Origin of the sequence: Moorena sp. SIO3I8, assembly GCF_010692325.1 — a bacterium.
GTDB lineage: Bacteria > Cyanobacteriota > Cyanobacteriia > Cyanobacteriales > Coleofasciculaceae > Moorena.
Genome location: NZ_JAAHHW010000153.1, coordinates 1 through 13,955, shown reverse-complemented (window position 1 = coordinate 13,955; position 13,955 = coordinate 1). Strand labels below are relative to the sequence as shown.

General features: G+C 43.7%; 17 protein-coding genes and 2 pseudogenes. 11 read left to right on the top strand and 8 right to left on the bottom strand.

The annotated features are described in order from the left end of the window. A pseudogene (locus F6K51_RS32280) lies at positions 1–196 on the bottom strand (hypothetical protein); the annotation flags it as partial. A gap of 151 nt (positions 197–347) precedes the next feature. Between F6K51_RS32280 and F6K51_RS32275 the strand changes: the two are divergent. Next, positions 348–704 (top strand): type II toxin-antitoxin system RelE/ParE family toxin, encoded by a 357-nt coding sequence (locus F6K51_RS32275; protein ID WP_364300724.1) that lies wholly within the window; start codon positions 348–350, stop codon positions 702–704. Between the two features lie 19 nt (positions 705–723). After that, positions 724–1,053 (top strand): helix-turn-helix transcriptional regulator, encoded by a 330-nt coding sequence (locus F6K51_RS32270; protein WP_293028523.1) that lies wholly within the window; start codon positions 724–726, stop codon positions 1,051–1,053. A 149-nt stretch (positions 1,054–1,202) separates the two neighbouring features. Here F6K51_RS32270 and F6K51_RS32265 read toward each other — a convergent pair whose 3' ends face one another. Both F6K51_RS32265 and F6K51_RS32260 read right to left on the bottom strand, forming a co-directional pair. Then, a complete protein-coding gene (locus F6K51_RS32265) occupies positions 1,203–1,559 on the bottom strand; it encodes a XisI protein (RefSeq protein ID WP_293028519.1) in 357 nt (118 codons plus the stop codon). After that, positions 1,550–1,960: an element excision factor XisH family protein gene (locus tag F6K51_RS32260; protein ID WP_293028512.1), complete on the bottom strand. Its 411-nt coding sequence runs from the start codon at positions 1,958–1,960 to the stop codon at positions 1,550–1,552. Before F6K51_RS32260 ends, F6K51_RS32265 begins: the two co-directional genes overlap by 10 nt. Before the next feature lie 62 nt (positions 1,961–2,022). Between F6K51_RS32260 and F6K51_RS32255 the strand changes: the two genes are divergently transcribed. Continuing rightward, the gene (locus tag F6K51_RS32255) at positions 2,023–2,265 is read left to right on the top strand and encodes a hypothetical protein (protein WP_293028509.1); all 243 of its coding nucleotides are present in this window, start codon (positions 2,023–2,025) and stop codon (positions 2,263–2,265) included. 183 nt (positions 2,266–2,448) lie between these two features. On the opposite strand, the gene F6K51_RS32250 is transcribed toward F6K51_RS32255, so the two are convergent. Then, the gene (locus tag F6K51_RS32250) at positions 2,449–2,703 is read right to left on the bottom strand and encodes a hypothetical protein (protein WP_293028506.1); all 255 of its coding nucleotides are present in this window, start codon (positions 2,701–2,703) and stop codon (positions 2,449–2,451) included. A gap of 313 nt (positions 2,704–3,016) precedes the next feature. Beyond that, complete coding sequence (locus tag F6K51_RS32245; RefSeq protein ID WP_293028503.1) at positions 3,017–3,886, bottom strand: EamA family transporter; 870 nt, start codon at positions 3,884–3,886, stop codon at positions 3,017–3,019. A gap of 1,125 nt (positions 3,887–5,011) precedes the next feature. Between F6K51_RS32245 and F6K51_RS32240 the strand changes: the two genes are divergently transcribed. The 3 genes and pseudogenes from F6K51_RS32240 to F6K51_RS38715 all read left to right on the top strand — a co-directional run bounded on the left by F6K51_RS32240 (position 5,012) and on the right by F6K51_RS38715 (position 7,860). Beyond that, positions 5,012–5,506, top strand: a complete 495-nt coding sequence (locus F6K51_RS32240) for a hypothetical protein (RefSeq protein WP_293028497.1) — start codon at positions 5,012–5,014, stop codon at positions 5,504–5,506. A 323-nt stretch (positions 5,507–5,829) separates the two neighbouring features. Then, a pseudogene (thiO, locus tag F6K51_RS38720) lies at positions 5,830–6,867 on the top strand (glycine oxidase ThiO); the annotation flags it as partial. 219 nt (positions 6,868–7,086) lie between these two features. Beyond that, positions 7,087–7,860, top strand: coding sequence for a thiazole synthase (locus tag F6K51_RS38715; RefSeq protein ID WP_365940440.1), 774 nt, complete (start codon positions 7,087–7,089; stop codon positions 7,858–7,860). A gap of 31 nt (positions 7,861–7,891) precedes the next feature. On the opposite strand, the gene F6K51_RS32230 is transcribed toward F6K51_RS38715, so the two are convergent. Continuing rightward, entirely contained in the window at positions 7,892–8,014 is a 123-nt protein-coding gene (locus F6K51_RS32230; protein WP_293028490.1) for a hypothetical protein, read from the bottom strand. Positions 8,015–8,144: 130 nt separating this feature from the next. Here F6K51_RS32230 and F6K51_RS32225 point away from each other — a divergent pair, with 130 nt between their 5' ends. Then, the gene (locus F6K51_RS32225) at positions 8,145–8,324 is read left to right on the top strand and encodes a ssl1498 family light-harvesting-like protein (RefSeq protein ID WP_293028487.1); all 180 of its coding nucleotides are present in this window, start codon (positions 8,145–8,147) and stop codon (positions 8,322–8,324) included. Positions 8,325–8,381: 57 nt separating this feature from the next. Here the strand turns inward: F6K51_RS32225 and F6K51_RS32220 are convergent, their stop codons facing one another. Next, positions 8,382–9,380 (bottom strand): tetratricopeptide repeat protein, encoded by a 999-nt coding sequence (locus F6K51_RS32220; protein ID WP_293028485.1) that lies wholly within the window; start codon positions 9,378–9,380, stop codon positions 8,382–8,384. 204 nt (positions 9,381–9,584) lie between these two features. Between F6K51_RS32220 and psbP the strand changes: the two genes are divergently transcribed. Then, positions 9,585–10,124 (top strand): photosystem II reaction center PsbP, encoded by a 540-nt coding sequence (psbP, locus tag F6K51_RS32215; RefSeq protein WP_293028483.1) that lies wholly within the window; start codon positions 9,585–9,587, stop codon positions 10,122–10,124. Between the two features lie 126 nt (positions 10,125–10,250). Here psbP and F6K51_RS32210 read toward each other — a convergent pair whose 3' ends face one another. Then, a complete protein-coding gene (locus F6K51_RS32210; RefSeq protein WP_293028480.1) occupies positions 10,251–10,418 on the bottom strand; it encodes a hypothetical protein in 168 nt (55 codons plus the stop codon). Between the two features lie 20 nt (positions 10,419–10,438). Between F6K51_RS32210 and F6K51_RS32205 the strand changes: the two genes are divergently transcribed. The 3 genes from F6K51_RS32205 to F6K51_RS32195 all read left to right on the top strand — a co-directional run. Further along, entirely contained in the window at positions 10,439–11,044 is a 606-nt protein-coding gene (locus F6K51_RS32205; RefSeq protein ID WP_293028478.1) for a nucleoside triphosphate pyrophosphatase, read from the top strand. A gap of 20 nt (positions 11,045–11,064) precedes the next feature. Then, the gene (locus F6K51_RS32200) at positions 11,065–11,706 is read left to right on the top strand and encodes a hypothetical protein (RefSeq protein WP_293028476.1); all 642 of its coding nucleotides are present in this window, start codon (positions 11,065–11,067) and stop codon (positions 11,704–11,706) included. Positions 11,707–12,064: 358 nt separating this feature from the next. After that, a partial coding sequence (locus tag F6K51_RS32195) for a hypothetical protein (protein WP_293028474.1) occupies positions 12,065–13,955 on the top strand: 1,891 nt, incomplete at its 3' end.

Genomic DNA, 13,955 nt, shown 5'->3' with positions numbered 1-13,955 from the left:
TTGCTACGTTTACTGGAGAAAGTGCCATCAACTGTTGTGCCGTTGCACCGGATGATGTCACCATTGTCGCAGGGGATGAAGGGGGAAATATGCATTTTCTGCGCTTGGAGGGAGTGGGGAGTAGGGAGTAGGGAGTAGGGAGTAGGGAGTAGGGAGTAGTAATAATAGTTGATTCTTTGTTGATGCAGTCGCTCATGAATGTTGCTAGGTACTATAGGGAAAAGTGTTCTGTCAATTTCTTTTCCTTAAGGGAGATAAAGCTAATGCCAGAATCGTCTCTGCCAATAGGGTTTACCCACAAAAAAGTCAACAAGAGCAACTTTACGATCTAGATGCCAAATGTCAACATGGGAGATGAATTACTGAAAAATCTTATTTGGGTGGGACCTTCAAAAAAGGAACTGTTAGGGTTTCCTGAAGATGTCATCGATGAAGTTGGTTACATTCTCTATCGGGTTCAAAAAAACAAAAATCATCCTCATATTAAACCTTTGAAAGGATTAAATGGAGTGTTAGAAATTGTCACCGATTATAAAACAGATACTTACAGAACAGTATATGCTGTCAAACTTGGGAATACTATATATGTTCTCCACGCCTTTAAAAAAAAGTCAAAAACAGGTATTAAAACCCCAAAGCAGACTATGAATTTAATTAAAGAACGCCTAAAACAAGCACAAGATATTGCTAAACAACAAGATTAATAGCACCAAGGATAAAATAATGCCAGATTATACTGTAAGCTCAGGTAACATTTTTGCAGATTTAGGATTTATTAATGCTGAAGAAAAGTTGGCTAAGGTTAAACTAGCTTCACTCATTTACGATCTGATTGATGAAAGACAACTGACTGATTCAGATGTAGCTATGATTTTAAAAATTGAGCCTCCTCAATTCATGGATTTAAAAAATGGTCGCTTGCAAGGGTTTTCCTTGGAAAAGCTATTATTTTTTTTGGTAGCATTAGGTCAAACTATTGAAATTAGCGTCAGTCCAAAACCCGAAACTGTATCTAGTGGGAAGATACAAGTAATCCGTCAATCTTATGCTTGAATGTAACCGTTGAAGGGGTAAGTGACTGTTGGGCTCCCGACTCCCGACTCCCTAAAAAAAATCGGTCAAGCGCGTAGCGCATTAGCTGACAGCTGACAGCTGATAGCACCTCAAGTAGCGTGCGCGTAGCGCATATGCTTACGATTAGATTAATTAACAATCCCTTCACCTATACCAAAACCAGTATACTGGCGTACTTCAGGTTCATGAAAAGCTAAAATAATATCCTGTTTTGGAACTCCCATTTCCACTAATCGGTTGGCAAGTCCTTCTTCGGTGCCGTCATGCTGAATCCAAATTTTTCCACCCTTGATATCAACATGTAAAATACAGCCAAAATCACGTTTATTGCCACGCCAACCAACATAGAGCAGTTGGTAGTGATCCTGCTCTGTATCAAAGACAGTCTGAACCTCGTACTCTGGTGCAATTGTTTGCCGTGAAGCCCGTTGAGCACGTTCGGAAAGAAGATGTCGAATATACTGGCGATACTGCTCTACAGCCATTGAACAATTACCTCCTGTTTCACATCATAAATTAGTAATCTAATCTGATAACGATCAACTGCTGCCATGATGAAGCGTCGCTGGAAAAAACTCTCATAAATTGGCTCTCGCACAGCCAAATAAAGCTGGCGATTGGCTTCCATCCTTGCCAGTGCATCTCGGTAGTTGAGGAATTGCCCCAATGCCATATGAAAGTCCGAAACCTTGGATGGGCTGATAAAACTTTTGACTTCAACAGCAATTTTCTGATTTTTTCGTTCTGCTGCTAATAGTTTTTCCGCTCCTAAATCAATCTCAAAATAGACATCATCGATCCTAATTTCGTAAGGGTCTGCCGTAATCGTCCAGTTGTCTTTTTCTAAAGCAGTTCTAACAACAAAATGAAACCGATCTTTGACCATATCAACCTTCTCAGCATAGATCGTTTAACCCCGTCTACGTTAATTTAATAAACCTAGGGATATTGCAGTCTCTCCCTGCTGATTCCCACTTGTCTTGCACTCCTTCAGACATATCAGACTATTTAGAGGGCACTACATTGTATTGTATATTATACGAATCCCTTTGTACCTCATGGGAAACAGAATTGCTATATTTGGCCTACCGACTCCCGATTCCCGACTTCCTAAAAAAAATCGGTCAAGTTTGGTTAAACCCAATTCTTGACCGCATTCAAGTTTTGAATATGCCACAAGAACAGCTTTAGCTGTACTTATATGATAACAACTCCAAATCGACTATTACATTGTTGTTGAGTTAGTCAGCAACTGCTGGAAACCAACAACATCCCAACTCATACTGCTTCATCCTGCTTCACAAAACAATTTTCGCAACATAACCCTCACGATTCCTGTGGGCCAGGGATGAAAATCCCTGGCAAATTCCTATCCTAGTCTACATAAAAGTATCGAATGAAAAACGTCATCACCTGACCAGGTTTTCCGGTAGGCTCCGGAGTGCTCCATTCGTCCGGGTGTGCATACTTAAGGGCATACACCGCATTAATGGTCTTGCGAACCTGTTCAGGAGTACCGACCAAGACGTGCTTGGCTTTTTTGCACTTACGGCATTGGTCACCAGAGTTTTCTGGGGAATTAGGATTGTTGAGATTGTCATCTGAGTTGGGATTAATGTTGTTAGTCATTTGGAGTTCCGTGTTTGAACTAGGTATAATATTAATATATTAATTTATTGACTAATTGTCAAGGGGTTTGGGAATTTTTTTTTATTAATAAATAAGGAATCGGGAATCGGGAATCGGGAATCGGAACCCACCCCTAACCCCTCCCAGGAGGGGAATCGGGAATCGGGAATCGGGAATCGGGAATCGGGAATAAATTAATCGTAGGGTGGGCAGTGGTTCAGACGGATAATATCAGGTTGTAATAGATTTAATCGGCACTGCCCACCCTACATCTGCTCCGAAGTCCCTGCTCCCTTTTCCCTAAAACCCAATCCTAATGTCCCGATAAACTAATCAGTAAAACTCCCAATACCATAATTGCTGCTCCAGTTGCTCTTTCCTGAATTCCCGGTTCTTTAAAAATTAGACATCCTAAGATTACACTAATTAAAGCACTCATGCGTTTAACAGCAATCACGTGGCTAACAAAGGTCATTTCGAGAGCTGTCATTTGGCACAAAATTGCTCCAGCCTGAAAGAAACCAATAGGAACTATAGACAGTAAGTATTTTGGAATTTGGTTTAATTTACCTCTTGATTTATACAGCATAATAAATCCCATCCCTGTGGCAATAAAGGTATGCAGTGCAATTGCCCAAAATATTGGTGAAGAATTTTCTACCCCCACCTTATCAAAGTTGGCCGTAATACTAAAAATTACAGCTGCGGTTAACATTAACTTAGGACCTCGTTGCTTCAGTAGCCCTTTAAAAGGGGCGAGGTAACCGTTTCTTTTTTCTTTCAAATTCAAGCTATAAGACCCAAGTACAATCATCATAATCCCTACCATATCTAAGGGGGTAGGATATTCTCCAACAATGATTGGGGATGTCACTAATAAAAATAACGGTGTGAAGGTCACAAAGGGAACGGTAATGGATAAGTCAGAGCGACTCAATGCTTGGATATACAAGCTCATGGCCACCACATTCAGAGACCCTCCTACCATTAATGCTAAGCCAAAATCTCGGCCTAGTTCGGGAATTTCAATAACAAAAAGGAGGGGGAGTAAAACCGGCAAATAAAAAAAGAATAACGCCCAAGAAACAATGTAAGCATCAACATTTTTGAGCCCTCTCTTACTGGTCAAATCCTTGCCAGAAGCAAAAAGAGCTGTTAGACTAGCGAATATCAACCAAAGCATAGTAGTGCTAACGTGTAGTTTAGTCAGAATAGAGAGAATGAGTGAATGACGGGAGCATGTCAATTTTGTTAATCCCTGATTCAGATCCCCCATTATCCCCCTTAAAAAGGGTTAATTGTGAATATAATTATCCCTTAAAAAGGGTTAATTGTGAATATAATTATCCCTTAAAAAGGGTTAATTGTGAATATAATTCCCCCTTATTAAGGGTTAATTGTGAATATAATTATCCCTTAATAAGGGAGACTTGTGAATCTAATTCCCCCCTTATTTAAGGGGGGCTAGGGGGGATCTATGTACATAATTACAAAGGTGACATGCTACCGAGAATGACAGACTTAACTAGCCTAGCTTAAGACATAAGTTAAGGCATAAGTTAAGCTATAGTTAAATTCCGGGTGGTTAACTGTTGACTGTTGACTGTTGACTGTTGACTGTTACCCGTCACTAAGCAACCCTAGAAAAGTAGATAAGTTAACTAAAACAGTTACTAAAACAGTTAACTGCATATCAGCAGAAGCAGTTAGCGATTAAGCATTCAGCCGTCAGCCGTCAGCCGTCAGCTAAAAGCTCACGCGTGCGCGTTCAGCTTAAAAAAAATTTCAAGTCTGGGGAAAAGCCCTTGGCCGTTGGCCACGCTACGGGAACAGCGTGGCACAGCCTTCGACGCTATGACGTAACTCAGCATTATTCGAATGGTTACCTTTTTTATTCAAAAGCTGTTAGGTTTAGCTTTCCCATAACCCATAACCCATCAGCTGATAGCTGATAGCTGAATGCTTACGTTAGCGATCGCACTGACGCAGTTAGCTTTTAAATCATCATTTGTTAACCCTATATCCCCATCAGTCCTAACAGAATGTAAGCTAAGGCACATTTAGCAATGGTTAACTAGTGCTTAACTAATGGTGGAGGGTTGGAGCAGCTAGATGGGTAAAGGGGATAGGGTCAAAGCGATGTAGTCGGCCAAAGGGGGAAACCCCCACTCGCCCTTTGCATCAAGACAATGAACAATTTTATTTTATAGTGACCTCCGGAGAACTCAACTGGTATATTATGGGCGGGTGTGTTCACCGAAAAGGGCACATCTGTAAATTCCCTACTTCGACACACAGGTATTAAGTCATGCAAACACAATTCTTGATATCGAATCAGAGTATGAACAAATATATGAGGTTAACTACCAAATTATTAGTCCTGGTTGCTCTCCTAGGAGCAGTTAGTGCTTGTAAGGGTCGCCAAATCGAAGAGGCTCCCCAGAGTGCAAATCAAGTAGAACCACTTCCTGAACCTGAGGAACAAAAGGCTTCTCGCTTTAACATTCCCTTCTTTAATCTGGGTAGGAACCAGGATGAGGCAACACCAACTGATCCAGAAGTGTCAGAAGACCCATCAATTACAGAAGGGGAAGCACTGAGTATTCAACCAGAGCAACCGTTCGAACAAGCACAGGCAAATACAACTAATACCTTTGCCGAGCCAGAGGAGGATACTGTTGCTCAAGGAACTACCGTGATCAGTGAGTCTAGTGCTCCAGCGAGTACAGCAAGCTCAGCAACTACAGGAAGTTCTGGTACAGTAGTATACGAAGATAATGACCCCATACCAGCTCTATGGTAAAGGGCAGCACCTGTAGTTGTTTAAAAGGTTGGGGAAGAGATTAGGGATTGGGGATTAGGGGATGGGTGAAAAGGAGAAAGGATGAAAAATAAAGGATGAAAAATAAAGGTTGAAGTAGAAAGCATGAACAATAAAGGTTGAAGGAAGAAATGGGTTTATCGGACTTAAGGTTGACTAAAAACGTTATCCACAACCTACGAGTTACACTTCCCACTTCCCACTTCATACTTAATAGTTCATTGATACTTCCTCCTTAATAGTTCATCCTTGATACTTCATCCTTGATACTTTCCCCAATCCCTAGTCTCCACTCTCCTTAACCTATGAAAGCAGCAAGTGACATTCTGATTATTGGCGGTGGCATTATCGGTTTAGCGATCGCTGTAGAACTGAAGCGGCGTGGGGCAACAGTAACTGTTGTCACCCGCAATTTCCAAGAAGGTGCCACCCTAGCTGCAGCGGGAATGTTGGCACCCTTCTCAGAAGCGCTCCCCATCGGTCCCATGCTAGATTTGGGCCTGTGGTCCCACTCACTGTATCCTCAATGGTGTACCAAACTGGAACAGATGACTGGTGTGGCAACGGGCTATTGGCCCTGTGGCTTTTTAGCACCGGTCTATGAAGGGGCACCAGGAAATCAGCAACAGCAGGTCAGCAACAAAACCGGAGTTGCTGACTGGTTAGATAAAGATACGATTCATTGCTATCAATCAGGTTTAAGCTCAGAAGTGGTTGGTGGTTGGTGGTACCCAGAAGATGCTCAGGTGGTCCCCCAAGCACTCAGTAAAGCCCTGCGACTGGCTGCCCAAGAATGGGGAGTAGACCTACGTGAAGGCATAGCTGTGGAGGCAATTCAGCAACACAATCGCTTAGTCTCTGGGATTAGAACCTCCGCAGGGGAACTCCATGCAGACCATTATGTCCTAGCAACTGGAGCCTGGTCTAATCAACTATTGCCCTTGCCAGTGGCTCCAAAAAAAGGTCAGATGCTGTCAGTAAAAGCCACTAAAAATTATCAACACCCCTTGCCACTACAGCGAGTGTTATTCAGCTCTGAGGTTTATCTAGTCCCCCGTCGAGATGGACGAATTTTGATTGGTGCAACAGTAGAGGATGTAGGTTGGCAGCCTGACAACACTACTGCTGGAATTAACCGTTTGTTAGAATCAGCTATCCGGCTATATCCGGAAATTCAACACTGCTCGATTCATGAGTGTTGGTGGGGATTTCGACCAACCACACCTGACCAATTACCAATTCTTGGCACTAGTCCATGCCAAAACCTGAGCTTGGCTACTGGTCACTATCGCTACGGTATTTTGCTGGCTCCGGTGACCGCTTTGTTGCTGGCTGACCTGATTGAGAAGCAAAAGTCTGACCCATTGTTAGATCAATTTCGATACGACCGACCTTACCATCAACCAGCCTCAAGTCAAAGCATTCCTAATCTTAGTCCTAATCTTAGTCATCATCTCAGTGTATCTAGTAACTCCTCCTCAACACCAGTGCTGCACTATAATTCTGCTACGGTCCGGGACTCTCACTCTGACAATGGGACGGAACCACCGGATTTACTAACCATTGCGGGAAAAACCTTTCGGTCTCGTCTGATGACTGGCACAGGTAAGTATGACTCTCAACAGGTAATGGCTAAAAGTATTGCGGCTAGTGGCAGTGAAATTGTAACGGTGGCCGTGCGTCGGGTACAAACTAAAGCACCAGGACACGAAGGGCTAGCGGAATCCCTGGATTGGACGAAACTGTGGATGTTACCCAATACCGCAGGCTGTAAAACGGCGGAAGAAGCGGTGCGAGTGGCACGGCTTGGTCGGGAAATGGCGAAGCTATTGGGTCAAGAAGACAATAATTTTGTGAAACTGGAAGTGATTCCTGATCCTAAGTATTTACTCCCTGACCCCATTGGTACTCTAGAGGCAGCAGAGCAACTGGTAAAAGAAGGGTTTGCCGTTTTGCCCTATATTAATGCGGATCCCTTATTAGCCAAACGCCTAGAAGAGGTAGGATGTGCGACGGTGATGCCTTTGGGTTCACCCATTGGTTCGGGACAGGGCATCAAGAATGCTGCCAATATTGAAATCATCATTGAGGAAGCTGGAGTTCCGGTGGTGGTAGATGCTGGCATAGGTAGCCCCAGTGAAGCCACCTATGCCATGGAGTTAGGGGCAGATGCTTTATTGATTAATAGTGCGATCGCATTAGCAGGTAATCCTGTCATGATGGCAAAAGCGATGGGAATGGCCACCGAAGCTGGTCGTCTGGCTTACCTAGCTGGTCGTATTCCAGTTAAAAACTATGCTAGTGCTAGCTCACCCCTCACTGGTACCATTACCTAGCTGATATAGCAGTTCTCAATTAGGTGAGGTACTACGCCCTTGGGGTTGCGCGGGAGTAGGGAGTAGGGAGTAGGGAGTAGGGAGTAGTAAAAAAACCTGTGTACCTGATGATTCTGAGAACTGCTATAAATACATATATCAAATAATTTGTCAAGGTCTAGGACTGGATTAAGACTTTAACGTAACAAATCAAGCTGATCAGGAAAACTGAAGAGTAGTTATACCAATTTTTGTTACATTCTTTGTTACATTTATATATATAAAGTAAAAAAAGGTTGTAATCAATGCCATATACAGTAGAAGACGGCGGACGTTTGAACAATTTTGCTAAAGAGCCAAAAGTGTACCAGGCAGAGCCACCCACTGCAGCAGAAAAGCGCAACTACCTGATCTTGGGTGTAACAGCTCTGATTTTAGTAAGTGGCTTGATCTTTGTGGCTTTTTCAGCCTCTGGTGTGAGCTAGGTACTGCACAGAAGAAAGCTGTTGAAAAGCCAATTCAGTTCAAGCGTCCGGTCGCCATTAAAGCTTTTTGATGGCTTCCATCGCTTCTTGGTAATTTTCAGTTCTGCCTTGTTCTTGGAATAAATCAGCCGCTTTTTTGAAATCCTGAATCGCTTCCTCAACCTTATTGAGGTCAAGGCTTGCTAGACCCCGTTTATAAAACGCATCGGCAAAAGTGGGTTCAATTTTTAGAGTTTCTGTGTAATCAGCTACAGCAGCTTGATACTGTTTGAGCTTACTACGAGTTAAACCACGCTGGTAGTAAGCCATAGCATTTTTAGGATTAATCGACACAGCTCGATCGTAATCGGCAATTGCTTGGAAATAGTTCTCTATTTCAGAGTAGGCATTACCTCGACTGAGATAAACCGTATCATTATCGGGTGTCAGAGTAATAGCCTTGGAAAAATCAGCGATCGCTTCGATGTACTTCTTTTGCACAAAATAGGCATAGCCACGGTTGCTATAGGCTTCACCATAGTCGGTTTTAATCTTGATAGCAGCAGTGTAGTTATCAATCGCTTCTTGATAATTCCCCTGAATGTGGTGGACGTAGCCAAGATTGTAGTTGATATCAGGGTCATAGGGTTCCAGCTGCAAAGCCTGTTTGAAATCTGCCATTGCCTCTCGATAATTACCATTATCTAGTTGATCCACGCCCCGGTTGTAGAATTCCACAGCACTCATTCGGGGTATAGTCCTCACAGGCAATTCCGTATTAAAAGGGTCTTTCTCAACAGTGGGTTTTTCAGAATTGGCTGGCTGGGAAGGTTTGGCTTCAGAATCAGCCGGTTTTTCTTGGGAAGGTTGGGCTTGAGTATTAGCTGGTGGCTCTTCGGCAGGTTGGGCTTGAGTATTAGTTGGCTCTTTCTCAGAGGTCGGCTCTTGATTATCTGGCTCAGATCGGATAATCACTGGCACTGGAATTGGCGGCTGCTGAGCATAGACAGTTGCGGTAAAGCCAGTCAGTATTGTGGCAATTCCTAGACTAGAGATAGTTCGATAAGTTGGTTTCATGATTTTCCTTACAAAGCCTGATGATTTCCAGAATTGTTACCGTGTGCAGTTGTCTAAAATCGCTCTATTAGCTTGACTTCACTATCTATCACACATCTGGTGAGTGTCCAACCGGTAACAGAAAATACATAGAGGCAAGTACGATTAGTTAAAGATGAGACAATTAAGCAGCTGAGTTGACGTTCAATAGAGATGCTCAAAGAGATGCTCAAGAAAATTGCACCACTACTGCTGCTAGTGTTGAGTCTGGCTATACATGGCTGCACAACTGGTGCCAGTGGTCTACAAAGCTATGTAGACAGCCTTAAAGGTTATCAGTTTTTGTATCCCAACGGTTGGGTCCCTATCCAAGTGACTGATGGACCGGATGTAGTGTTCCACGATCTTATCGAAAGCACCGAAAATGTTAGTATGGTGATTAGCCCAGTGCCGGAAGGCAAGACCCTTGCTGATTTAGGTACACCCTCAGAAGTGGGGTATCAGCTGCAAAAAAATGCCTTTGCTCCTCCCGATTCTGGTCGCACAGCCGAGTTGGTTAATGCTGAAGCTCGTGAGGTAGCAGACAAGACTTATTACCTTTTAGAATACAACGTCCAACTTCCCAGCCAAGAACGGCACAACCTCGCCAGTGTGGTGGTCAACCGTGGCAAGCTCTACACCTTCAATGCTTCCACGACCGAACGACGCTGGGGTAAAATGAAAAATTTGTTGCAGACAGTGGTTAAGTCATTTTCAGTGAACTAGTAAACAGTTGAAGGTTACAGGTTGTTTGGTTGTTCGCGTAGCGTGGCCAATAGGCCAAGGTTACAGGTTGTTTGGTTGAAGGTTACAGGTTGTTTGGTTGAAGGTTACAGGTTGTTTGGTTGAAGGTTACAGGTTGTTTGGTTGAAGGTTACAGGTTGTTTGGTTGTTTAGTTGTTCGCCAAAGGCGTGCTGATCAGCTACAGTCTTTTTTGACGCTGATTTCCGTGAAACCCTCTTGCCTCTTGCCTCTTGCCTCTTGCCTCTTGCCTTAAAAGCATAAGCAATGTCGCTCAAACGTTTCTGAAAATTGCTATATGGATGTGCCGACTTTTGTATTAGCTTCAGCTTCTAGTGCTCGCAGACGATTGTTGCAAACTGCTGGTATTGAACCGGTGGTCTGCCAAAGCAATTTTGACGAATCTCAAGTGCAGCATCCGGAGCCAGCAACCTTAGTGCAGATTCTAGCTGAACAAAAAGCAAAAACTGTTGCTGATCAATTTAGCGACGCTCTGGTATTAGGCTGTGATTCTGTATTGAGTATGGAGGGTGGGATTTATGGCAAACCTCCTAACCCATCTGAAGCAATCGCTCGTTGGCAACAGATGCGAGGGACTACTGGAGAACTCTATACAGGTCATGCTTTAATTGACTTATCTCGGAACAAAACCATAGTGCGCTGTGGTGTAACGCGAGTTTATTTTGCCAATGTAAGCGATCGCGCTATAAAAGCCTATGTTGCTACTGGCGAACCCCTTAAATGTGCTGGTGCCTTTGCTTTGGAAGGTAGAGGGGGACTCTTCGTTGACAAAATCGAAGGCTGTCATAGTAATGTTATCGGTCTGAGCTTACCCCTGCTCCATCGAATGTTAGAGGAACTAGGATATGAAGTTACCGATTTTTGGCTAAGAACTAACAACTAACAACTAAAAACTAATAACGGGTGGATCTCCTAAAAAGCTGTTTGACCCGGTGGTTGGAACCGGCATCTTGGTGGAAGCAGCATCTTGGTGGAACGGGCATCTTGGTGGAACCGGCATATTGGTGGAACCGGCATATTGGTGGAACCGGCATCTTGCCGGTTATCAATATTCCCAGACGGACTATCCCAACCCTGGCGACCGATAAAATGATTGCGAGCCCGTCTTATCACGCACCGTACCCAACTAAGGCAACAAAATCCATGACCACTAAAGACGACTTTAAACAACAAATCAAGGCAGGTAACATTAGGGATGCTCTGACCCTATCCCTAGGTGAAGCAGTGGAGTTAGAAATTACGACTTGGGTATCCTCATCTAGCCCAGCTCCTAATTCCTCAGCGGAGCTAGACCAGCCAACCTCTGATTGCCAAATGCGTACTAGCATGAATATTGTTGATGGTGAAATCAACAACGAAGTTGGTTCAGAGTTTATGGGCAATGGGCCTTACACTGAACTGAAGCAATTTCATCTACAGCAGGTAAAACAAGGACGCCAGACTATTCAGCAAAATTTGGAAAATTTGCAACAACTGTTTACGGTTCTGAGTACTACCATGGGTCGGCTACCTCAAGGCTCTGCTCTCGATACTGATAGTGGCTAAGCGTCTATCTTCCAAAAAAGGGAATACTATTTAACACTAAAAAAAATATAAATATTATTGATTTGATCTGCTACTTCCGTGACAGACAAAGTGTTCAGCAGTAATGGGCGCTGCTAAGTTGCTCAACTCGTTATCATCTGATATAAATTTCACCTAAATAATTTAATTAACCGAGTGTTTGTTGACGGTTGACGGTTGGGTGTTCACAGTCACCGAAAAACTCTCAACAACAGCTATATCCTTTAAAGAATCCTACCACTACAACCCAAGGGTGGACGTGGTAATATCAAAAATTCTTCATAATAAGTCAATCTAAACTAAGTTAGAAAACTACCCTAATAAGCGCGAGTGTACTATTATGGCTCCTAGAGATGACTTTAGACAATACCTTAAGACAGGGAACATTAAAGAGGCTCTTGTCCTAGCCCTGAGCGAAGCAGTTGATTTGAAAATTACCACCTGGGTAGCCGACACCAATGCTGATTTAGATGCAGCCCAGGCAAAACCTGGTCATCGTATGTGTACCCGCATTGATACCATTAACGGTGCCATCGACAATGAAGTGGGGGACCAGTTTATCGGCAATGGTCGCTATAGAGAACTGCGGCAATTTCACAATGATCAGGTGGCTCAAGGCAATCAAATTATTCAGAGCAACATCAAGAGTCTGCATAAGCTCTTTGAAGTTCTACTCACTCTAGGTTACCCAACTAGCACTACTGGGGTTATAGAGCCTGAATCCCCTAGGGTTGAAACCCATTTATTGCCAAGCACAGAACCAGTTACTGAAACCCGAGTAGCCATAGAGTCAGTAGAGTCAGTAGAGTCAGTAGAGTCAGTAGAGTCAGTAGAGTCAGTAGAGTCACACACAGAGCATCGTCTCGATACAGTTACTACAGCGGTTTTGGGGACTGGATTGGCAGCAGCAGCCGTTGCCTCTGCCTCGGAGTTAGTAGCAGAACCTCCCCCAGCCGAAGTAGAACCGACTCAGACAGCACCAGAGACACCCCCAACAATCTTTGGTGACCTTGAGTCAGTAACAGCTCCTACCCCAGGGAACATTGATGATTCATTGGTTAATCCCTACACCGTAACTGAGCCGATCATCAAACCTGGATTGGTCGATGAAGTAGTCGATGAAGTAGTTTCTGAGGCTGGCTTGTTTCCAGAGATTACTGAGAGTAATGAATTGCCAGAAACTACTGACTTGGAACAGGAAGAAGCAATAGCAAACTTCCTAGAGGATAGGTGGTCAGAAACTGAGTCAGTTTTGGTACCTCCACCCCCCATTGAAGAGGAAACAGACATTGCTCCTGACTTTCTACCAGATACCGCACCAGAAGTGGAGTCAGTCTTGGTAACTCCACCCCCGATTGAAGAGGAAACAGATGCTAGTATTGACTTGCTACCGGATACGGCACCAGAAGTGGAGTCAATCTTGGTACCTCCACCTCCGGTTCTAGAAGAAATCCAGGCTAGTCCTGACACTTTCCTAGAAACTGAGCCTGAACTACTAGAAGTACCCTCCGCAGAACTGGAATCCTCACTGATGCCATCGACAGATAGCACCCAGGCATTAGAAGCGGAAACTGAACAGGACGATTGGGATGACTCGATGTGGGAATTACTGGAGTCGCCTGATCACGAGCTAACTGACCAAGACGTTTCAGATGCAGAAATTGATCAACAATGGCAAGAATTCGTTGAAGAACAATCGGAATCTCAGTTCAAGCCATCCGATGCAGTGGATAATCAAAATTGGGAACTCCTGACATTAGAAGATTTGGAGTTAACGCCCTCATCACCAGAACCCACAACTGAAGCTTCAAACCAGGAATTAGAAGAGGAATGGGGTGATCTGTTTGAAGAAGATACACAACAGATTGATGCAGATCCTAACCTCTTCAGCCTAGAATCATTGGAGCTAGAAGAAAATGAGGATTGGGATGATTGGATGTTGGAACAACCGGAGCACTCATCACTAGAATTGACAACTCCTGAGATAGATTCATTGGATGTCTCTGAGGATAATGAGTGGGATGAACTAACGAAAAACGCGAATCCGTTCACTGCACCAAGCAATCTCAATGGATCAGCAACAGATTTAGAACTTGATGAAGACTGGGATGATTTCCCAACTGATGAACTGGAATCTTATCCATCTCTAGGAAATAGCTTGGAGCTATCGGCACCTTCGGAAAATCCAGATACTTCAGAACTGACAAATAAGCTAACTGATGACCATAACA